Genomic DNA, 18,969 nt, shown 5'->3' on the forward strand with positions numbered 1-18,969 from the left:
GTGGATACGATCAGTAAGCAGTACAGGGCGACAACGACGGAGGAGGTGCCCCATGGGAGTCCTGAAGCGGTTCGAGCAGCGACTCGAAGGTCTGGTGAACGGCACCTTCGCCAAGGTGTTCAAGTCCGAGGTCCAGCCGGTGGAGATCGCCGGCGCCCTCCAGCGGGAGTGCGACAACAACGCCACCATCTGGAACCGCGAGCGGACCGTCGTACCCAACGACTTCATCGTGGAACTCAGCGCCGGCGACTACGACCGCCTGAGTCCCTACTCCGGTCAGCTCGGCGACGAGCTCGCGGGCCTCGTCCGCGACTACGCCAAGCAGCAGCGCTACAGCTTCATGGGACCGATCAAGGTCCACCTGGAGAAGGCCGACGACCTCGACACGGGCCTCTACCGCGTCCGAAGCCGTACGCTCGCCTCCAGCACCTCCCAGCCCGGCGGCGGCCCCCAGGGGCAGGCCCCGGCTCCCGACAGCCCGCAGGGCGGATACGGGTACCCCCCGGTCGCCGCCCCGCCCATGCCCAGCGCCCCGCCCCCCGGCGGACCCGGCGCCCGCAGGACCGCCCCCGGCGGACCCGGCGGAGCGGCCCCCATGACTTCCGGCGGCGCCGGCACCACGCGCCGCTGGATCGAGATCAACGGCACCCGCCATCAGATCTCGCGCGGCACGCTCGTACTCGGCCGAAGCACCGAGGCCGATGTGCGGATCGACGACCCCGGCGTTTCCCGCCGGCACTGTGAGATCCGGACCGGAACGCCCCCGACGATCCAGGATCTGGGGTCCACCAACGGCATCGTGGTGGACGGGCAGCACACCACCCGCGCTACGCTCCGCGACGGCTCGCGGATCGTCGTGGGCAGCACCACCATCATTTACCGGCAAGCCGAAGGGTGAAGCGGGGGCAATGTCAGAGCTGACCCTGACGGTCATGCGGTTGGGTTTCCTGGCCGTTTTGTGGCTGTTCGTCATCGTGGCCGTCCAGGTCATTCGCAGCGACCTCTTCGGAACGCGAGTCACGCAACGCGGCTCGCGCCGAGGCGGCGCCAACAGCGCTCCGCAGCAGGCGGGGCGGCAGTCCGCGCCACCACAGCAGCGCCAACGGCGCGGTGCGCCGACCAAGCTGGTCGTCTCGGAGGGCACCCTCACGGGCACCACCGTGGCCCTCGCGGGGCAGACCATCACGCTGGGCCGCGCGCACGACTCCACGATCGTGCTGGACGACGACTACGCGTCGAGCCGTCATGCCAGGATCTACCCGGATCGTGACGGCCAGTGGATCGTCGAGGATCTCGGGTCCACCAACGGCACGTATCTCGACCGGACCCGGTTGACCACCCCGACGCCCATTCCGCCGGGAGCCCCGATCCGCATCGGCAAGACCGTCATCGAGCTGCGGAAGTAGTACGAGAATGAGCGAGCGGAGCGAGCGAGCCGCGGCGGTCCGTCCCACCGGGGACTGCGACCGGAGCGCGCTCCCGACCGGAGGGTGGGCAGTGTGGCTCGAGACCGGTTGTACCCGGAGGCATCGTCGACAGGGCAGGTGCGCATGAGTCTGTCCCTGCGGTTCGCCGCCGGATCGCACAAGGGCATGATCCGCGAGGGGAACGAGGACTCCGGCTACGCCGGTCCCCGCCTCCTCGCGATCGCCGACGGCATGGGCGGCCAGGCCGCCGGTGAGGTCGCGAGCTCCGAGGTGATCTCCACGCTCGTGCAGCTCGACGACGACGTCCCGGGCTCCGACATCCTCACCGCGCTCAGCGTGGCCGTGCAGCGCGCCAACGACCAGTTGCGCGTCATGGTCGAGGAGGACCCGCAGCTCGAAGGCATGGGCACCACGCTCACCGCCCTGCTGTGGACCGGCCAGCGGCTCGGCCTCGTGCACGTCGGCGACTCGCGCGCCTACCTGCTGCGCGACGGCGTCCTCACGCAGATCACCCAGGACCACACCTGGGTGCAGCGGCTCGTCGACGAGGGCCGGATCACCGAAGAGGAAGCCACCACGCACCCGCAGCGCTCGCTGCTGATGCGGGCGCTCGGCAGCGGCGACATCGTCGAACCCGATCTGTCGATCCGCGAGGTCCGCGCCGGCGACCGCTACCTCATCTGCTCCGACGGGCTCTCCGGCGTGGTCTCGCACCAGACCCTGGAAGAGACCCTCGCCGACTACCACGGCCCGCACGAGACCGTGCAGGCGCTGATCCAACTCGCCCTGCGCGGCGGCGGACCCGACAACATCACCTGCATCGTCGCCGACGTCCTCGACACCGACAGCGGCGACACCCTGGCCGCCCAGATCAACGACAGCCCGGTCGTCGTGGGCGCGGTCGCCGAGAACCAGCACCAGCTGTTCGACGGCAACGCCATGCAGACCCCGGCCGGTCGCGCCTCCGGGCTCGGCCGCCAGGCCTCCCCGCCCGCGGGTTCCTTCGGGCCTCCCGGCAGCGGTGAGGCCAACGGTTACGGATACCCCGACCAGAACCAGGACCAGGGCCAGGGCGGCGGCGCGTACGGCGGTTTCGGCGAACCCGACGCCTACGAGGCCGAAGAGGACACGTACGACCACCCGCGCAGACGTCGTGGCAAAGGGCGCAAGTGGACCGTGCGCACGCTGCTCCTGCTGCTCGTGGCCGGGCTCGTCGGCGGCGGCCTGTACGCCGGCCACCGGTGGACGCAGACCCAGTTCTACGTCGGCGTCAAGGGTGAGCACGTCGCGCTGTACCGCGGCATCAGCCAGAACCTCGCCTGGATCCACCTCTCGAAGGTCGAGGTGGATCACCCCGACATCGAACTCAAGTACCTGCCGCCCTTCAAGCGCAAGCTGGTCGAGGCCACCATCAGCGAGGACAGCCTCGACGGGGCGCGTCAGAAGATCGACGAGCTCAGCGCGCAGGTGTCCGCCTGCAAGAAGGACGAAGCCCGCCGCGCCGCCGAGGCGAAGCCCAGCCCGACACCCGGCCCCAGCCTGACTGCCGCCGAGCAGCAACTGGCCGGCCAGTGCGAAAAGCAGTAGAGATACGCGGGCGCAGGGGGCCTGCCACACCATGAGCGTTGTCACCAACACGACCACCATCGGCGCCATCGAGGCGCCGAGCCGGCGGAACACCGAGCTCCTGCTGCTCGCGTTCGCCGTGGTCATCCCGATCTTCGCCTACGCCAACGTGGGCCTGGCCATGGACGGCAGCCTGCCTCCGGGCATGGTGACGTACGGCCTCGGCCTCGGCGTCCTGGCCGGTCTCGCGCATTTCGCCGTGCGTCGCTACGCGAAGTACGCCGACCCGCTGCTGCTGCCGATCGCCACCCTGCTCAACGGTCTCGGGCTGGTACTGATCTACCGTCTCGACCAGTCCGAGCGGCTGCAGAACCTCGCCAAGCGCAGCTTCGGCGCGTTCTCCGAGTCGGCCCCGCGACAGATGATGTACACGGCGATGGCGCTGGCCATGTTCGTGGGCGTGCTGCTGGTCCTCAAGGACCACCGGGTGCTCCAGCGCTTCACGTACATCTCGATGGCGGCCGCGCTGGTCCTGCTGATCCTGCCCGTCGTCCCGGGCCTCGGCGCCGACGTCTTCGGCGCGAAGATCTGGATCAGTGTCGGCGGCTTCTCCATCCAGCCGGGCGAGTTCGCGAAGATCGTCATCGCGATCTTCTTCGCCGGGTACCTGATGGTCAAGCGTGACGCCCTGGCCCTGGCCAGCCGTCGCTTCATGGGTCTCTACCTGCCGCGCGGCCGCGACCTCGGTCCGATCCTGATGATCTGGGCGATGAGTCTGCTCGTCCTCATCTTCGAGAACGACCTCGGTACCTCGCTGCTGTTCTTCGGCATGTTCGTGATCATGCTGTACGTCGCCACCGAGCGCACGAGCTGGATCGTCATCGGCCTCCTGATGTCCGTGGGCGGCGCCGTCGTCGTCGGCACCACCGCGAGCCACGTCAAGGCCCGTGTGGACGCCTGGCTCGACCCCTTCGCCTGCTACGCCAAGTCCGGGGCCTGCGAGCAGGTCGGCCAGTCGATCATGAGCTTCGGTTCCGGTGGCGTGCTCGGCACCGGCTGGGGCCAGGGCAACTCCGACCTGATCGGCTTCGCCGCCAACTCCGACTTCATCTTCTCCACGGTCGGCGAAGAGCTCGGACTGGCCGGCGTGATGGCCTTCCTCCTGCTCTACGGCCTGATCATCGAGCGCGGTGCCCGCACCGCCCTCGCCGCCCGGGACCCCTTCGGCAAGCTGTTCGCCATCGGTCTCTCCGGCGCCTTCGCCATCCAGATCTTCGTCGTCGCCGGCGGAGTCATGGGCCTCATCCCCCTCACCGGCATGACGATGCCCTTCCTCGCGTCGGGCGGCTCCTCCGTCCTCGCGAACTGGGTGCTCATCGCCATCCTCATCCGGATCAGCGACACCGCACGGCGCCCCGCTCCGGCCCCCGCTCCGTCCCCCGACTCCGAGATGACCCAGGTGGTTCGTCCGTCATGAACAAGCCCCTGCGTCGCATCTCGTTGTTCTGCGGGCTCCTCGTCCTCGCGCTGCTCGTGCGGACCAACTGGCTTCAGTACGTCCAGGCCGAGGACCTCAGCACCCGCAAGGAGAACCGCCGGGTCCAGATCGCGCAGTACGCCACGGAGCGCGGCAACATCATCGTCCAGGGCAAGCCGATCACCGGCTCCTCCGTGACCGACGGCAGCGACTTCAAGTACAAGCGGACCTACCTCGACGGCCCCCTGTGGGCGCCCGTCACCGGGTACGCCTCGCAGGCGTTCGGCTCCACCCAGTTGGAGAGCCTCGACGACGGCATCCTCACCGGCAACGACGACCGGCTGTTCTTCGACCGCACCATCGGCATGTTCACCGGCGAGAAGAAGCAGGGCGGCAACGTCGTCACCACCTTGAACGCGGCCGCGCAGAAGGCCGCGTTCGAGAAGCTGGGCAACAAGAAGGGCGCCGTCGCGGCGCTCGACCCGCGCACGGGCGCCATCCTGGCCCTGGTCAGCACCCCCTCGTACGACCCGTCCAGCTTCGCGGGCTTCTCGAAGAACGACGAGAAGGCCTGGGTCCAGCTGAAGGACAGCGAGGACAAGAACCTGGTCAACCGCGCCCTGCGCGAGACCTACCCGCCGGGCTCCACCTTCAAGGTGGTCACGGCCGCCGCCGCCCTGGAGAACGGCGTGGTGAAGGACGTCAACGCCGCCACGGACACTCCCGAGCCGTACATGCTGCCCGGCACCCGGACCCCGATGGTCAACCACGCGAGCGGCTGCGAGAAGGCGACGCTGAACTTCGCCCTCCAGGTCTCCTGCAACTCCGTCTTCGCGAACCTGGGCGACAAGGTCGGCCGCGACAAGATGGTCGAGACCGCCCAGAAGTTCGGCTTCAACAACACCGTCGACACCCCGGTCCGCGCCTTCGCCAGCGTCTACGACAAGACGATGGGCAAGGACGGCAACGCGCAGAGCTCCATCGGCCAGTTCAACACCGCCGCCACCCCGCTCCAGATGGCCATGGTCACCGCCGCCATCGCGAACGACGGCAAGCTGATGAAGCCCTACATGGTGGACCAGCTGACCGCTCCCAACCTCGACACCGTCGAGAAGCACGAGCCGGAGGAGATGAGCCGTCCGCTCTCCGCGGCGAACGCGCAGAAGGTCCAGCAGATGATGGTCAACGTCGTCGAGAAGGGCACGGGCACCCCGGCCAAGATCAAGGACGTGGTCGTCGGCGGCAAGACCGGCACCGCCCAGCACGGTGAGAAGAACGCCAAGCGCCCCTACGCCTGGTTCATCTCCTACGCCGAGAACCCCGACGGCACCTCGCCCGTCGCCGTCGCCGTCGTCATCGAGGACAGCGCCGCCGAACGCGAGGACATCAGCGGCGGCGGCCTGGCCGCGCCCGTCGCGAAGGCCGTCATGGAAGCCGTACTGAAGAGCAAGGGATGAGCGTCCGCCACCACGGCGGAAAGGGCGATCCGGACCACTGATCCGGTCCGGATCGGAGCGCACGGTACCGGTCGGGTATCAGCCTGTGGTCACGAACCGATCACCCACGATCGGCCGGTAGCCTTTGCGCGAACAGCACACCGCCGGACCACACACCGGTGCGGTCGGGACTGACGGAGAGGGCTGCAAGTTATGGAAGAGCCGCGTCGCCTCGGCGGCCGGTACGAGCTGAGCCACGTGCTCGGCCGCGGTGGCATGGCCGAGGTCTACCTCGGTCACGACACCCGGCTCGGCCGTACCGTCGCCGTGAAGACCCTGCGCGCCGACCTCGCCCGCGACCCGTCCTTCCAGGCCCGGTTCCGCCGCGAGGCCCAGTCCGCCGCGTCGCTCAACCACCCGGCGATCGTGGCCGTCTACGACACCGGCGAGGACTACGTCGACAACATCTCCATCCCGTACATCGTGATGGAGTACGTCGACGGATCCACCCTGCGCGAGCTGCTGCACTCCGGCCGCAAGCTGCTGCCCGAGCGCACGCTCGAAATGTGCATCGGCATCCTCCAGGCCCTGGAGTACTCCCACCGCGCCGGCATCGTGCACCGCGACATCAAGCCCGCGAACGTGATGCTGACCCGCACCGGCCAGGTCAAGGTCATGGACTTCGGCATCGCCCGCGCCATGGGCGACTCCGGCATGACCATGACGCAGACCGCCGCCGTCATCGGCACCGCCCAGTACCTCTCCCCGGAGCAGGCCAAGGGCGAGCAGGTCGACGCCCGCTCCGACCTCTACTCGGCCGGCTGCCTGCTGTACGAACTGCTCTGCGTGCGGCCCCCGTTCGTCGGCGACTCCCCCGTGGCCGTCGCCTACCAGCACGTCCGGGAAGAGCCGCAGCCCCCGTCGAACTTCGACCCCGAGATCACGCCCGTGATGGACGCCATCGTCCTCAAGGCGCTGGTCAAGGATCCCGACTACCGCTACCAGTCCGCCGACGAGATGCGCGCGGACATCGAGGCCTGCCTCGACGGCCAGCCCGTCACCGCCACCGCCTCCATGGGCGCGGCCGGCTACGGCTACCCCGACCAGGGCGGCTACGGCCACCAGGGGTACGACCAGCCCACCACCGCCCTGCGCACCACCGACGCCGGCCAGACCTCGATGATGCCACCGACGGGTCCGGGCGACGGCGGTTACGGGTACGGCGACCAGGGCGGCTACGACCAGGGCCACGGCCGCCGACCGCAGAAGAAGAGCCGCGCCTCGACGGTCCTGCTGGTCCTGGCGGGAGTCCTCGTTCTGGTCGGCGCCATCCTCATCGGCAGGACCCTCTTCGAGGGGAAGGCCGACAACCGGGCCATCGTGCCCAAGTTCGTCGGCGAGACCCTGGCCGCGGCACAGGACCGGGGCAAGAACATCGGTCTCACGGTGGTCCAGGGCGGCGAAATGGAGTGCGACAACCAGCCGAAGGGCAACATCTGCGAGCAGAGTCCGGCCGCCGACACCAAGGTGGACAAGGGCACCAGCGTCACGGTCAAGGTCTCCTCGGGCGCGCCCAAGGAGCCCGTCATCGACGTGCGCGGCCTGCAGTTCGACAAGGCCGAGGCGGATCTGAGGGCCAAGGGCTTCGAGGTCCAGAAGAAGTCCGTGGAGTCCGAGCGTCCCGCGGGCGTCGTCCTCGAACAGGACCCGAAGTCGGGCGTCGAGGCCGAGAAGGGTTCCACGGTCACCCTGACGGTGGCCAAGGAGTTCTCGAAGGGCACGGTCCCGGACCTCGCCGGCAAGAACCAGGCCCAGGCCGCGAAGGCCCTCCAGGATGCCAAGCTGAAGCTGGGCAGCGTCACCGAGGAGGACGCCCCCGCCGGCACGCCGGCGAAGACGGTCTTCAAGCAGCAGTACAAGCCGGGTGAGGCCTTGGACAAGGACACCACGGTCAACATCACCATCGCCAAGGAGCAGGTGGCCCCGGTCGCCGTGCCGCCGCTGACCGGCCAGACCGTGGGTCAGGCGAAGCAGACGCTCCAGGGGGTCGGCCTGTCGTTCGGCGCGGTCCTCAGCGGTCCCTCGGAGGACGACGCGGTGGTGTTCGACTCCAACCCGGGCGTCGGTAGCCAGGTCCCCGCGGGCACCGTCATCAACGTCCGTACCTTCCCCAAGGGCGGCGGGGGCAACGGGGGCAACGGCGGTAACAACGGCGGCAACGGCGGCTTCATCGGCGGCCTCGGCCGCTGACCGACCCCGCCCCGCGGGCGCGGCACGACAACGGGCCCGGCCCCTCCCGATGGGAGGGGCCGGGCCCGATTCCGTCACCTGCGTCCCACGGGCTCCCCCAGGGCCCTTCCAGGGCCGTCCGGGGGCCGCCGGGCCGGGAAGGTCAGCGCAGTTCCGCCGGCGGGGTGCGCTTCCCGTCCACCTTCTCCGTCCGCTGCAACTCGCCCCAGACGATGTACCGGTACTTGGAGGTGTACACCGGCGTGCAGGTCGTCAGCGTGATGTAGCGGCCGGCGGCGGTCCTGCCCGACTCCCTCGGGATCGGGCTGAGCACGTCCACGTTGTACTTCGAGGTCTGGCGCAGCTCCGCGAAGACCTTGTACACGTACCAGGTGTCGCGCGTCTCGAAGACGATCGCGTCGCCGTTCCTCAGCTTGTCGATGTTGTGGAACTTGGCGCCGTGCCCGTCCCGGTGCGCCGCGAGCGAGAAGTTGCCCTTGGCGTCCCACGGCAGCGCCGACTCGACCGGCTCCGTGTAGTAGCCGGCGACCCCGTCGTTCAGGACGTCCGGGGCGATGCCGGGCTTGACGAGCACCTCGCCGTTCTTCATCGCGGGCACGTGCAGGAAGCCGATGCCGCCCTGGGTGTCGAGCGCCCCCGGCGCCGCGGGCTTCTGGTCGGAGGGAGCGGGCGTGCGCTGCCACTGCTCGCGGACGGCGTCGCCCTTGGCGGACGCGTGCCGGTCGGCGAGCACGTTCGTCCACCACAGGGAGTAGGCCACGAACAGGCCCAGGACCAGTCCGACCGTGATCAGGAGTTCGCCCAGCAGGCTCAGGAAACCGGCGAGCACGCCGCGGTTGCGGGTCGGCGGTGCGGAGCGGCGACGGCGGGCACGGGACACTGCGGATTCGTCCTCTACGGCGTACGAGCGGTCAGGGGCTCTTCAGCGCGGGCGGGGCGCCCTGGCTGCGGGGGCGTTCCTCGACCATCCTGCCCCATACGATCATCCGGTAGGTGCTGGTGAACTCAGGGGTGCAGGTCGTCAGTGTGAGGTACCGGCCCGCGGTCGTGAAGCCGGAACCCTCCGGCACGGGCTTGATCACCGACACGTTCGCGGGCGAGGTCTGCGCCAACGCCGAGGTCATCTCGTAGGTGTAGTACGCGTCCCGCGTCTCCACCACGATCGGGTCGCCGGGCACCAGCTTGTTGATGTAGCGGAACGGCTCCCCGTGGGTGTTCCGGTGCCCGGCCACCGCGAAGTTGCCCTGCTTGTCCGCCGGCATCGCCGTCTTGAGCGCGCCCTCGGAGTAGTGCCCGACCAGGCCCTTGTCCAGCACCTTGGGCTTGCTGATGCCCTCGGCCACCGGCACCTTCACGTCCAGCTTCGGGATGTACATGATCGCGAAGCCCTGCCCCGGCTCGAAGGCCTCGACCTGCGGCGCCGCGGCGACGCCCGGGTTGCGCTCCCAGTTCTGGCGCAGCGATCCGGCGGCTCCGTCCGCGGTCCGTTCCGCGAGCAGGTTCGTGTACCAGAGCTGGTAGGCGACGAACAGCAGCATCACCAGGCCCGTCGTGATGAACAGCTCCCCGGCCGCCCGGCTCAGCACCACCAGCGGGCCGCCCGAGCGCGGGCGCCGACGCCGGCGCCCGCCCCGCCTGCGCCCCCGTGCGTGGGAGCGCTTCGCGGCCTCCTGTGCCGCCCTGCGCCGCGCGGCCCGCCCCTCCGTGGGCACGGACGGCGCGACCGCCGTCACGCGACGGCCTTGCCCACCACCGGGGCCAGCCCCACCGAACGCCCGACGGCCCCGCTGTCACCGCAGCGCACGAGCCAGTTGGCGAGCATCCGGTGGCCCCACTCGGTCAGCACCGACTCGGGGTGGAACTGCACGCCCTCGACGTCGTGCTCCCGGTGCCGGAGCCCCATGATGATGCCGTCCTCGGTGCGCGCGGTGACCTCCAGCACGTCCGGCAGGGTCAGCGGCTCGGCCGCGAGCGAGTGGTAGCGGGTCGCGGTGAACGGCGACGGCAGTCCCTCGAAGACCCCGAGCCCCTCGTGCGTGACGGGCGAGGTCTTGCCGTGCAGCAGCTCGGGCGCCCGGCCCACGACCCCTCCGTAGGCGACGGCCATCGACTGCATGCCGAGACAGACGCCGAAGACCGGGACACCGGTCCGCGCGCAGTGCCGCACCATGTCCACGCAGACCCCGGCCTCCTCGGGGGTGCCGGGTCCGGGCGACAGGAGCACCCCGTCGAAGCCGTCCTGCGCGTGCGCGAGCTCGACCTCGTCGTTGCGCAGCACCTCGCATTCGGCGCCGAGCTGGTAGAGGTACTGGACCAGATTGAAGACAAAGCTGTCGTAGTTGTCGACAACCAGAATGCGCGCGCTCACGGAGTGGCTCCCGATCCCTCGTCCACCGTCACATCGTTGAACGGAAGGAGCGGCTCGGCCCACGGGAAGACGTACTGGAAGAGCACGTAGACCACCGCGAGGACCAGTACGAGAGAGATCAGCGCGCGGACCCACGCGTTGCCGGGCAGGTGCCGCCAGATCCAGCCGTACATTCCGTCCGCGTCCCTTTCGTCCCACGCACCGCGGGGGCGGTACCGCAACAGACTAAAGGCAGCGGCCCGACGAGAGGGGTCAGCTCGACAAACCCTCGGGTCCGCCCTCTGCGGCGCTCCGGGTGCCCGTGAGTTCGGCCCAGACGATCAGCCGGTGGCTGTGGCCCCATTCCGGATCACAGGTGGTCAGGGTCAGGTAGCGCCCGGGGGCGTCGAAGGGGGAGCGCGCGGGTACCGCGTCGACCACGCCGGTCACGTCGGGCAGGGTGCGCAGCGGCGCGGCCCGGACCGTGTACGTGAACCAGGTCGTCGCGTCCTTGAGGATCACGCTGTCCCCCGGCCGCAGCTCGGGGACGTCCTTGAAGGGGTCCCCGTACGTCCGCCGGTGCCCGGCGACCGCGAAGTTTCCCGTCTCCCCGAGCCGGCCGCTGCCCGGGTAGTGGCCGAGGCCCTTCTTGAGCAGCTCGGTGCCGGTGCCCTCCAGCACGGGCTTGTTCCAGTCCCGGCCGAAGCGCGGCACGTACATCTCGGCGAAGGCCCGGCCCTCGGGGATCGGCGCGGGTTCCGGCCGCGTCGAGGGACTCGTCGAGGGGCTCGGGGCGACGGCCGTGGGGCGCGGAGCGGGCACGGGGGCGGCGGCGGGGGCCGCCCAGCGGTCGCGCATCCGGGCCATTTCCCCGTGCATCGCCCGGTCGGCCTTGACCCCGGTCCACAGGAGCACGTACGCCACGAACAGCACGATCACCGTGCCGGCGGTCAGACACACCTCACTGAACGTCCGTACCAACAGCCGCAGTACGACGTCAGGGCGTGGCGGATTCCACGGGCTTCGCATAGTGGAGGTCCACTGTGCCGGAGTAGGCCGGGAGTGTCAGCTCCTTGTGCTCCTCCACTTTCCAGCCGAGCCCGTACGCGTTCACGTACAGCTGGTAGTTCTGCAGCGCGGGCGAGGCCGCCAGGGCCTTGCGGAGCGCGCGCGGGTCGCCGACCGCCGACACCTTGTAGGGGGGCGAGTAGACCCGGCCCTGGAGGATCAGCGTGTTCCCCACGCAGCGCACGGCACTGGTGGCGATCAACCGCTGGTCCATGACCTCGATGCCCTCGGCGCCGCCGAGCCACAGCGCGTTCACCACGGCCTGGAGGTCCTGCTGGTGGATGACGAGGTCGTTGGGCTGCGGTTCGGGAACGTTGGGGATGCGGGCCGTGGCGTTCGGCGGCGCGTCGTTGAGCGTGACCGTCAGGCCCTTGCCGGACAGCTCCTCGGTGCCCGAGGCTGTGCGCAGGGCGGCCAGCTTGGCGTCCTCGGCCCTGGTGCTCCCGTCGTCGCGTTCCGCGAGGGCGTCCACCTGGTCGCGCACGGCCGCGGTGGTCCGCTCCAGCTCGGCGTTGTCCTGGCTGCGCTCGTGGATGAGGTCGGACAGCTTCAGGAGTGAGCCGTCCGTGCGAATGTTCGTACCCTTGGACGTGTTGAAACTGGTGACGAAGATGAGGCCGGCCAGGGCGAAAACGGCAGCGGTCAACAACCGGACGGGCCTGGCCCGGCCACGGGGACCCGCGGAGGAGTCGTCGGAATTGCTCAACGTAGCCTTCTCCTTCAACGCCACAGGTCCACTACGCTAACGGACGCCCGGGGCAGGCAAGGTCCCCAGCGCATCGACAGGAGAGCCCCTCGTGCCGAAGTCACGTATCCGCAAGAAGGACGACTACACCCCGCCGCCCACGCGGCAGGCGCAGACGATCAGGCTGACCAACCGGAGCTGGGTGGCCCCGGTCATGCTGGCCTTCTTCCTGATCGGTCTGGCCTGGATCGTCGTCTTCTACGTGACCGATACCCAGCTGCCGATCGAGGCGCTGGGCAATTGGAACATCGTGGTCGGATTCGGGTTCATCGCGGCCGGGTTCGGCGTCTCCACCCAGTGGAAGTAGCCCTTCCCACGCGGTGCGGGTAGTCCCGCGCGCTTAGCGCAGCGGGACTGCCGAGGGAAGCTCTCCCCATGAGTTATCCACAGCGTCATCCACACCTGAGGAAAAGACAGAAGATCTGTGGATAACTCTGTGGAGAGTTGACGCCGGTGTGATCAGGTGAGTGCGGTCAGTTCGGCCGTACGGACCACGATCAGGCCAATGACCAGGACGAACACCGCCGCGCACGTCCCCCACTGGATCAGTGCCCGTCTTCTGCCCGCGTCGGGCAGCAGCATCCCCAGTGCGACCAACGCACCGGTGACCAGCCCGCCGATGTGGGCCTGCCAGGACACCTCGACGCTCCCGATCCGCACGAAGGTCAGCAACAGCATCAGGCCGACCATGATCAACACGGGGCGCATCTCGTACCGCAGCCGGCGCGCCAGCACGACGGTGGCGCCGAGCAGCCCGAAGATGGCGCCCGACGCGCCGAGGGTCGGGGTGGACGGCGAGGTCAGCAGGTAGACGAGCGCGCTGCCGCCCAGGCCGGACAGCAGGTAGAGGGTCAGGTAGCGGGCGCGTCCGAGGGCCGCTTCCAGCGGGCCGCCGATCACCCACAGGGCGAGCATGTTGCCGATGATGTGCCACCACTCGGTGTGCAGGAACACCGAGGTCATCAGCCGGTGGTACTCGCCGTTGGCGACGCCGTGGAGCGGTCCGCCCCAATAGTCGACGTAGCTTCCGAGCAGTTCCAGCGGAACGGCGATCCCCGGCGCCGCCAGGGTCGCGAAGAACAGGGCGACGTTGACGCCGATGAGGACCTTGGTGACGAGGTGCGGGTCGGCGGCGACCACCCCGCCGGCGACGGTGCGCGGGGCGTTCGCGGTGGGACGGTGGCCCGTACCGGAGCCTTCCCGGACGCATTCGGGGCACTGGAAGCCCACCGAGGCGCTGATCATGCACTCGGGACAGATCGGGCGTTCGCAGCGGGTGCAGCGGATGCCCGTGTCACGGTCCGGGTGGCGGTAACAGCCCGGCAGACGGTCGGTGTCCATCGGTCCCCTCGATCGGCGGCGAGGCGGAGGTGCGGAAGGTGTCACCCCGCCGGTCCGGTAGGTGTCCGGGTATGTATCCAGGACGGACGGGCGGGGCGAAAAGGTTCCCGGGTAGCGGGTCGACGGTTCCCGGGTAGCGGGGCCGCGGTCGCGTTCGGGGTCAGCGCTTCTCGATCACGACGGACTGGATGATCACGTCTTCCAGCGGGCGCTCGGTGCGCGGGTTGGTCGGCAGTCCCGCGATGGCGTCCACGATCTTCTGTCCGGCCTTGCCGGTGACCTCGCCGAAGATGGTGTGCTTGCGGGTCAGCCAGGCGGTCGGCGCGACGGTGATGAAGAACTGCGAGCCGTTGGTGCCCGGGCCGGCGTTGGCCATGGCGACCAGGTACGGCTTGGTGAAGGCCAGGTCGGGGTGGAACTCGTCCGCGAACTGGTAGCCCGGGCCGCCGGTGCCGTTGCCGAGCGGGTCACCGCCCTGGATCATGAAACCGCTGATGATCCGGTGGAAGACCGTCCCGTCGTACAGCGGGTCCGTGGTCTTCTGGCCGTCCGTGGGCCGCGTCCACTCGCGGGCGCCGGTGGCGAGCTCCACGAAGTTCCGCACGGTCTTCGGGGCGAAGTTGGCCAGCAGCTCGATCTCGATGTCGCCGTGGTTCGTCTTCAGGGTGGCGTAGAGCTTCTCGGCCACGGATCTGCCTTCCATAGTCATCACTGTCGGTACAGATACTCCCACGGGGTGCTTCCGCGCACAGAAATCCTCCACTCGTATGCCCTGTCACGCATGCCGGTCGACGGTAAGGCAGGCATGATCCGACAAAGGGTGGAAAGGTGAACTGTGTCCGCCACCGAGGAGGAGGAACCCCGTGACCCGCAAGGACAGCGTGCACGCGGCAGCCGAGAGCGCCAGGGAGAGCATGCGGCACGCAGCGGAAGTGGTGGCGCCGTACGCAGGAACCGCCAAGGACGCCGCTGTGCAGTATGCGCACGAGGCGAACGAGCTGCTGGCGCCCAAGATTTCGTACGCGGCCGGCGAGGCTGCCCGGCACGCCCGCACGACGTACGACTCCCATCTGCACCCCCACATCAAGGCGGCGCGCTCCCACGTGCCGCCGAACGTGGACCGGGCCGCGACGAAGGCGGTGAAGCAGACCCGACGAGCCGCGCGACAGGCAGCCGAGTACACCCAACCGCGACTCGAAAGCGCCCTCGCCGCGGCGCAGCCCGTGGCCGAGGAGGCCGCGTCCCGATCGACCGCCGCCTTCGCCGCCCTGCGCGGCCAGGTGTCGGCCGAGGAAGTGCGCAAGCTGGTGCGCCGCCAGAAGCGCCGGGCCCGTACGGGCCGGGTGTTCAAGGGCGTCCTGCTGGTCGGCGTGGTCGCCGGCGGAGCGTACGCGGCCTGGAAGTGGTGGGACCGGCAGTCGAACCCGGACTGGCTCGTCGAGCCGCCGGCGGCCACCGAACTGTCCCGCGACTCCGCTCCGGCGAGCTTTGACGACGAGCTGGCGGCGAAGGAGCAGGAGGCCCGCTCGGCCGGCGACGACCAGCAGTAACGGGAGTCGCGCCGTACGGGAACACGAAGTAAGTAGCAGACAGCACGGCGAAGGGGCCCGGATCGATGGTCGATCCGGGCCCCTTCGCCGTGCCCGCCGCCCGCCACCCGCCACCCGCCACCCGCACCCGGGGTCAGTCGGGGAGGGTCAGTTGGGGAGGGTGAGCACCATGCCCGGGTGGATCAGGTCGGGGTTGGAGCCGACGACTCCCCGGTTCATGGCGTACAGCTCCCGCCAACGGGCCTCGTTGCCGAGCTCGCGGCGGGCGATCTCGGACAACGAGTCGCCGGACTTGACGGTGTACGTCCGCTTCTTCGCGACGGGCGCCGGCTTCGGCACGGGCGCCGACGGGACCGCCTTGTGCGCGGCGGACGCGGGGGTGGGGGTGTGGTGCGCCACCGGGCCGGCCGCGGGAGGCCTCGGGGGAGCCGGCGCGGGCTTCGGGGGAGCGGGGGCGGCCATCCGGTCGGCGGCCGCCTTGGTGGCCGCGGCGGCGTCGGTGTACTTCCCGCCGAGGTCGTTGGGCGCGTCCGGGGTGGCCGGCTTGGCCGCCGCCTGCTGCTCCACCTGTTCCTTCGCCGTCTCGGCGGCGTCGTGCGCCTTCTTCTTGTCGGACTTCAGGAAGTCGAAGATTCCCATGGTGTGTACGCCTCCGGCGTGGTGTCGCCCCCTGGCACAGTGCCTCCCTCCACTGTCGGTCACCCGGCGCCGCCCGGCCGGGTGACTGAGCCGTCCGGGGGAAGCTCCGGGCCGGGGCTCCCCGGGAGGTCCCGGCCCTACTGACGGGCGCGGCGCGCCGGGCGGGGGCTCTCGGAGGACGCGTCCAGGGGGCCCTCGGCGAGCAGCTTCAGACCGCCCGTCAGGCTGTCTCGGGCGGCCGCCGGTGCGGACGTCGCCGGCGCCATGCAGAAGGTGCCGGGTTACGGCGCGTCCGACGCCGGACTCACGATGCTCCCCGCCGCCGTGATGATCGGCGCCGTCTCGCTCGGCGTCTCGGCCCGACTGAACTCCCGCTTCGGCCCCCGCAACGTGCTCATGGCCGGTCTCGCCCTGCTCGACTGCCTGTGGACGCCGGCTACGTGAGCGACCTGCTCCCGGTGGTGCTCCTGATCTCCGGCGGCGGCCTGGTACTGCCATCCCTGACCGCCCTGGCCATGCCCGGCGCCGACGACCGGGACGCGGGGCCGGCGTCGGGCCTGTTCGACCCCACCCAACAGATCGGCATGGCCCTGGGCGTCGCCGTCCTGTCCACCCCGGCCGCCTCCCGCACCGAGACCCTGGCCGCAGCCGGCCCCATCGCACGCCCCCGGCCGGACCCCGCCTGCGGAACGGGCACGAAAAAGACCCCCCTGACCGGCGTTTCCGCAGGTCAGGGGGGTCTTCGGGATGTGGAGCCTAGGAGATTCGAACTCCTGACATCTGCCTTGCAAAGGCAGCGCTCTACCAACTGAGCTAAGGCCCCGAAAAGTGGACACGGCCGCTCCCGGAGAAAGAGTGGTCGTTCCGCAGAACAGAGTACCGGGTGTACCCCCTCATCCCGCAAAATGATAGGGACTCCCGCCCCGCGACCACTCTCCGTAAGATGCTCGCGAGGTTCGCACCAGCGAAGGGGAGTAGTAAGAGTGGACGCTGTACAGCAAGAGGCCACGGCCAGAGCCAGAGAGCTTCAGCGCAGTTGGTACGGGGAGCCGTTGGGGGCGCTCTTCCGCCGGCTCATAGATGACCTCGGCTTGAACCAGGCTCGCCTCGCTGCCGTCCTCGGGCTTTCGGCACCGATGCTGTCCCAGCTGATGAGCGGCCAGCGCGCCAAGATCGGCAACCCCGCCGTGGTCCAGCGGGTACAGGCCCTCCAGGATCTCGCCGGTCAGGTGGCGGACGGGAGTGTCAGCGCGGCGGAGGCCACCGACCGGATGGACGAGATCAAGAAGACCCAGGGGGGCTCCGTCCTCAGCAACAGCGGCCAGACGACCGCCGGTTCGGGCGCCCCCACCGTCAAGCGCGTCGTCCGTGAGATCCAGTCGCTGCTGCGCTCGGTCTCGGCGGCCGGGGACATCATCGACGCGGCGGAGACCCTCGCCCCCAGCCACCCGGAACTGGCAGAGTTCCTCCGGGTGTACGGAGCGGGTCGCACCGCCGACGCGGTGGCGCACTACGAGTCGCACCAGAACTGAGTCGCGCGGCCGACGACGACGGCCGACAAACGACGACAAACGACGACGGCCGACGAACGCCGACGGACCAACGAAACGCGCGACGGGGGACGGGCACAGCAATGGGTGAGGTCTTCGCGGGCCGGTACGAGTTGATCGACCCGATCGGGCGGGGTGGAGCGGGCGCCGTCTGGCGCGCCTGGGACCACCGCCGTCGTCGCTACGTCGCCGCGAAGGTCCTCCTGCAGAGCGACGCCCACACCCTGCTGCGGTTCGTCCGCGAGCAGGCCCTGCGGATCGATCATCCGCACGTGCTCGCGCCGGCCAGCTGGGCGGCGGACGACGACAAGGTCCTCTTCACCATGGACCTGGTCGCCGGGGGTTCGCTCGCCCACGTGATCGGGGACTACGGCCCCCTGCCGCCCCGGTTCGTGTGCACGCTGCTCGACCAGCTCCTGGCGGGGTTGGCCGCGGTCCACGCGGAGGGCGTCGTCCACCGCGACATCAAACCGGCCAACATACTGATGGCGGCCACTGGAACCGGACGGCCGCACCTGCGGCTGTCCGACTTCGGCATCTCCATGCGCAAGGGTGAGCCGCGGCTCACCGAGACCAACTACGTCGTCGGTACGCCGGGTTACTTCGCCCCCGAGCAACTCCTCGGCGCGGAGCCGGACTTCCCCGCCGACTTCTTCGCCACCGGCCTGGTCGCCCTGTACCTGCTCCAGGGGCGCAAGCCCGACGCCCAGGCGCTGGTGGAGCACTTCCTGGCACACGGCACCCCCGATGCCCCCGAAGGCGTCCCCGCGCCCCTGTGGGACGTCATCGCGAACCTCCTGCAACCGGACCCCCAGAGCCGGTTCAAGACCGCCACAGGGGCCCGCAAGGCCCTCACCGAGGCCGTGGAGCTGCTTGCGCCCGCCGCGCCGGACGAGGACCCGGTGGAGGTGTTCGACCAACTCGGCCCGCTCCCCGCCGGTTTCGGACCCCAGGGTCCGCGCAGCACCGCCGCGGTGACTCCCGGAAGTCCCACCGCCGCCGTGGTCCCGCCCGCGCGCCCGGGCCCCGGTGGGGCCACCGCGACGGACCCGCGCGCCGGCGCCGTCCCGCCGCTCCCGCCGCCGTCCGGGACCCCGAGCCACCACCCGGATCGGACCCCGAGCCACCACCCGGATCAGATCCCGTCGTCGGCCTCGACCGCACCCGCCCACGCCGCCCCGACGCCCGTCACGGCGCCCGTCACGGCGCCCACTCCCACGGCCACCCCCGCCGGGTACGCCGCGTCACCCGCGCCCCTGGACGCGTTCGGACCGCCCCCGACGGCGTACGGCCCCTCCGGTACGGGCAGTTTCCACCTGCCCCCGCCGGCCGCGCCCGAGCCGGTCACCACCCCGTTCGGCGCCGAGGCGCCCGCGCCGACCGGCCCGGCCGCGCCCCCCTCGCCGAAGGCCCGCGGCTTCCGGGTCCCGCCGCCCCCGGCGAAGGTCACGGCCGGTTTCCTCGCCGCCGCGCTCCTCTGCTTCGCGGTGGGCGTCTGGGCACTGACCCGCCTCTGACGGCCGGCACCCGAACCCCCGTCCGGACCGCCCGCCCCCGCGGCGCCGGAACCCCC

The 18,969-nt window shown here is 70.3% G+C and carries 19 protein-coding genes, 1 tRNA gene and 2 pseudogenes; 11 read left to right on the top strand and 11 right to left on the bottom strand.

The window, feature by feature from the left end; translation table 11 throughout:
- Window positions 1–52 precede the first annotated feature (52 nt).
- The 6 genes from ACIRO3_RS15275 to pknB all read left to right on the top strand — a co-directional run bounded on the left by ACIRO3_RS15275 (window position 53) and on the right by pknB (window position 8,156).
- Window positions 53–898 carry a DUF3662 and FHA domain-containing protein gene (locus ACIRO3_RS15275; protein WP_361770639.1) on the top strand — a complete coding sequence of 282 codons (846 nt, stop codon included), beginning with the start codon at window positions 53–55 and terminating at the stop codon, window positions 896–898.
- A gap of 10 nt (window positions 899–908) precedes the next feature.
- Window positions 909–1,406, top strand: a complete 498-nt coding sequence (locus ACIRO3_RS15280; protein WP_053675567.1) for an FHA domain-containing protein — start codon at window positions 909–911, stop codon at window positions 1,404–1,406.
- 144 nt (window positions 1,407–1,550) lie between these two features.
- Entirely contained in the window at window positions 1,551–3,014 is a 1,464-nt protein-coding gene (locus ACIRO3_RS15285) for a PP2C family serine/threonine-protein phosphatase (RefSeq protein WP_361770641.1), read from the top strand.
- Between the two features lie 31 nt (window positions 3,015–3,045).
- Window positions 3,046–4,470, top strand: coding sequence for an FtsW/RodA/SpoVE family cell cycle protein (locus tag ACIRO3_RS15290; RefSeq protein ID WP_361770643.1), 1,425 nt, complete (start codon window positions 3,046–3,048; stop codon window positions 4,468–4,470).
- Window positions 4,467–5,927 (top strand): penicillin-binding transpeptidase domain-containing protein, encoded by a 1,461-nt coding sequence (locus ACIRO3_RS15295; RefSeq protein ID WP_361770645.1) that lies wholly within the window; start codon window positions 4,467–4,469, stop codon window positions 5,925–5,927. The genes ACIRO3_RS15290 and ACIRO3_RS15295 overlap by 4 nt, the downstream gene beginning before the upstream one ends.
- A gap of 192 nt (window positions 5,928–6,119) precedes the next feature.
- Window positions 6,120–8,156 carry a Stk1 family PASTA domain-containing Ser/Thr kinase gene (gene pknB, locus ACIRO3_RS15300; RefSeq protein WP_404136611.1) on the top strand — a complete coding sequence of 679 codons (2,037 nt, stop codon included), beginning with the start codon at window positions 6,120–6,122 and terminating at the stop codon, window positions 8,154–8,156.
- Between the two features lie 142 nt (window positions 8,157–8,298).
- On the opposite strand, the gene ACIRO3_RS15305 is transcribed toward pknB, so the two are convergent.
- The 6 genes and pseudogenes from ACIRO3_RS15305 to ACIRO3_RS15330 form a co-directional block, all read right to left on the bottom strand.
- Window positions 8,299–9,036 carry a class E sortase gene (locus ACIRO3_RS15305; RefSeq protein WP_404136614.1) on the bottom strand — a complete coding sequence of 246 codons (738 nt, stop codon included), beginning with the start codon at window positions 9,034–9,036 and terminating at the stop codon, window positions 8,299–8,301.
- Between the two features lie 31 nt (window positions 9,037–9,067).
- Window positions 9,068–9,751, bottom strand: a pseudogene (locus ACIRO3_RS15310) (class E sortase); the annotation flags it as partial.
- A 134-nt stretch (window positions 9,752–9,885) separates the two neighbouring features.
- Window positions 9,886–10,524, bottom strand: coding sequence for an aminodeoxychorismate/anthranilate synthase component II (locus ACIRO3_RS15315; RefSeq protein ID WP_361770651.1), 639 nt, complete (start codon window positions 10,522–10,524; stop codon window positions 9,886–9,888).
- Window positions 10,521–10,697, bottom strand: coding sequence for a hypothetical protein (locus ACIRO3_RS15320; protein WP_185902496.1), 177 nt, complete (start codon window positions 10,695–10,697; stop codon window positions 10,521–10,523). Before ACIRO3_RS15320 ends, ACIRO3_RS15315 begins: the two co-directional genes overlap by 4 nt.
- A 79-nt stretch (window positions 10,698–10,776) precedes the next feature.
- Window positions 10,777–11,532 (bottom strand): class E sortase, encoded by a 756-nt coding sequence (locus ACIRO3_RS15325; RefSeq protein ID WP_404136618.1) that lies wholly within the window; start codon window positions 11,530–11,532, stop codon window positions 10,777–10,779.
- Window positions 11,501–12,277, bottom strand: coding sequence for a DUF881 domain-containing protein (locus tag ACIRO3_RS15330; RefSeq protein WP_351749775.1), 777 nt, complete (start codon window positions 12,275–12,277; stop codon window positions 11,501–11,503). Before ACIRO3_RS15330 ends, ACIRO3_RS15325 begins: the two co-directional genes overlap by 32 nt.
- Before the next feature lie 91 nt (window positions 12,278–12,368).
- On the opposite strand from ACIRO3_RS15330, the gene crgA reads away from it, so the two are divergent.
- Complete coding sequence (crgA, locus tag ACIRO3_RS15335) at window positions 12,369–12,623, top strand: cell division protein CrgA (RefSeq protein ID WP_267798996.1); 255 nt, start codon at window positions 12,369–12,371, stop codon at window positions 12,621–12,623.
- 152 nt (window positions 12,624–12,775) lie between these two features.
- Here the strand turns inward: crgA and ACIRO3_RS15340 are convergent, their stop codons facing one another.
- Window positions 12,776–13,657 (bottom strand): rhomboid family intramembrane serine protease, encoded by an 882-nt coding sequence (locus tag ACIRO3_RS15340; RefSeq protein WP_361770655.1) that lies wholly within the window; start codon window positions 13,655–13,657, stop codon window positions 12,776–12,778.
- Between the two features lie 160 nt (window positions 13,658–13,817).
- Window positions 13,818–14,345 carry a peptidylprolyl isomerase gene (locus ACIRO3_RS15345; protein WP_361770974.1) on the bottom strand — a complete coding sequence of 176 codons (528 nt, stop codon included), beginning with the start codon at window positions 14,343–14,345 and terminating at the stop codon, window positions 13,818–13,820.
- Window positions 14,346–14,520: 175 nt separating this feature from the next.
- Between ACIRO3_RS15345 and ACIRO3_RS15350 the strand changes: the two genes are divergently transcribed.
- Window positions 14,521–15,207, top strand: coding sequence for a DUF5324 family protein (locus ACIRO3_RS15350; protein WP_404136621.1), 687 nt, complete (start codon window positions 14,521–14,523; stop codon window positions 15,205–15,207).
- Window positions 15,208–15,354: 147 nt separating this feature from the next.
- On the opposite strand, the gene ACIRO3_RS15355 is transcribed toward ACIRO3_RS15350, so the two are convergent.
- Together ACIRO3_RS15355 and ACIRO3_RS15360 are read right to left on the bottom strand one after the other, a co-directional pair.
- The gene (locus ACIRO3_RS15355; protein WP_361770659.1) at window positions 15,355–15,846 is read right to left on the bottom strand and encodes a LysM domain-containing protein; all 492 of its coding nucleotides are present in this window, start codon (window positions 15,844–15,846) and stop codon (window positions 15,355–15,357) included.
- 137 nt (window positions 15,847–15,983) lie between these two features.
- Window positions 15,984–16,112: a hypothetical protein gene (locus ACIRO3_RS15360; RefSeq protein ID WP_404136624.1), complete on the bottom strand. Its 129-nt coding sequence runs from the start codon at window positions 16,110–16,112 to the stop codon at window positions 15,984–15,986.
- Between ACIRO3_RS15360 and ACIRO3_RS15365 the strand changes: the two are divergent.
- Window positions 16,099–16,499, top strand: a pseudogene (locus ACIRO3_RS15365) (MFS transporter); the annotation flags it as partial. The gene ACIRO3_RS15360 and the pseudogene ACIRO3_RS15365 sit on opposite strands and share 14 nt — an antisense overlap.
- Window positions 16,500–16,596: 97 nt before the next feature.
- On the opposite strand, the gene ACIRO3_RS15370 reads toward ACIRO3_RS15365, so the two are convergent.
- Window positions 16,597–16,669 (bottom strand) — tRNA-Ala (locus ACIRO3_RS15370).
- 160 nt (window positions 16,670–16,829) lie between these two features.
- Between ACIRO3_RS15370 and ACIRO3_RS15375 the strand changes: the two genes are divergently transcribed.
- Both ACIRO3_RS15375 and ACIRO3_RS15380 read left to right on the top strand, forming a co-directional pair.
- Complete coding sequence (locus ACIRO3_RS15375) at window positions 16,830–17,378, top strand: helix-turn-helix domain-containing protein (protein WP_404136627.1); 549 nt, start codon at window positions 16,830–16,832, stop codon at window positions 17,376–17,378.
- 101 nt (window positions 17,379–17,479) lie between these two features.
- Complete coding sequence (locus ACIRO3_RS15380) at window positions 17,480–18,913, top strand: protein kinase (RefSeq protein WP_404136631.1); 1,434 nt, start codon at window positions 17,480–17,482, stop codon at window positions 18,911–18,913.
- The last annotated feature ends 56 nt before the right edge of the window (window positions 18,914–18,969 follow it).

The organism is Streptomyces sp. NPDC102278 (assembly GCF_044766345.1).
GTDB lineage: Bacteria > Actinomycetota > Actinomycetes > Streptomycetales > Streptomycetaceae > Streptomyces.

Excerpts from the sequence above, each read along its gene's own strand:
- ACIRO3_RS15275 (WP_361770639.1), top strand. The coding sequence starts at position 53 with ATGGGAGTCCTGAAGCGGTTCGAGCAGCGACTCGAAGGTCTGGTGAAC.
- ACIRO3_RS15280 (WP_053675567.1), top strand. The coding sequence starts at position 909 with ATGTCAGAGCTGACCCTGACGGTCATGCGGTTGGGTTTCCTGGCCGTT.
- ACIRO3_RS15285 (WP_361770641.1), top strand. The coding sequence starts at position 1,551 with ATGAGTCTGTCCCTGCGGTTCGCCGCCGGATCGCACAAGGGCATGATC.
- ACIRO3_RS15290 (WP_361770643.1), top strand. The coding sequence starts at position 3,046 with ATGAGCGTTGTCACCAACACGACCACCATCGGCGCCATCGAGGCGCCG.
- ACIRO3_RS15295 (WP_361770645.1), top strand. The coding sequence starts at position 4,467 with ATGAACAAGCCCCTGCGTCGCATCTCGTTGTTCTGCGGGCTCCTCGTC.
- pknB (WP_404136611.1), top strand. The coding sequence starts at position 6,120 with ATGGAAGAGCCGCGTCGCCTCGGCGGCCGGTACGAGCTGAGCCACGTG.
- ACIRO3_RS15320 (WP_185902496.1), bottom strand. The coding sequence starts at position 10,697 with ATGTACGGCTGGATCTGGCGGCACCTGCCCGGCAACGCGTGGGTCCGC.
- ACIRO3_RS15325 (WP_404136618.1), bottom strand. The coding sequence starts at position 11,532 with ATGCGAAGCCCGTGGAATCCGCCACGCCCTGACGTCGTACTGCGGCTG.
- ACIRO3_RS15340 (WP_361770655.1), bottom strand. The coding sequence starts at position 13,657 with ATGGACACCGACCGTCTGCCGGGCTGTTACCGCCACCCGGACCGTGAC.
- ACIRO3_RS15355 (WP_361770659.1), bottom strand. The coding sequence starts at position 15,846 with ATGGGAATCTTCGACTTCCTGAAGTCCGACAAGAAGAAGGCGCACGAC.
- ACIRO3_RS15360 (WP_404136624.1), bottom strand. The coding sequence starts at position 16,112 with ATGGCGCCGGCGACGTCCGCACCGGCGGCCGCCCGAGACAGCCTGACG.
- ACIRO3_RS15380 (WP_404136631.1), top strand. The coding sequence starts at position 17,480 with ATGGGTGAGGTCTTCGCGGGCCGGTACGAGTTGATCGACCCGATCGGG.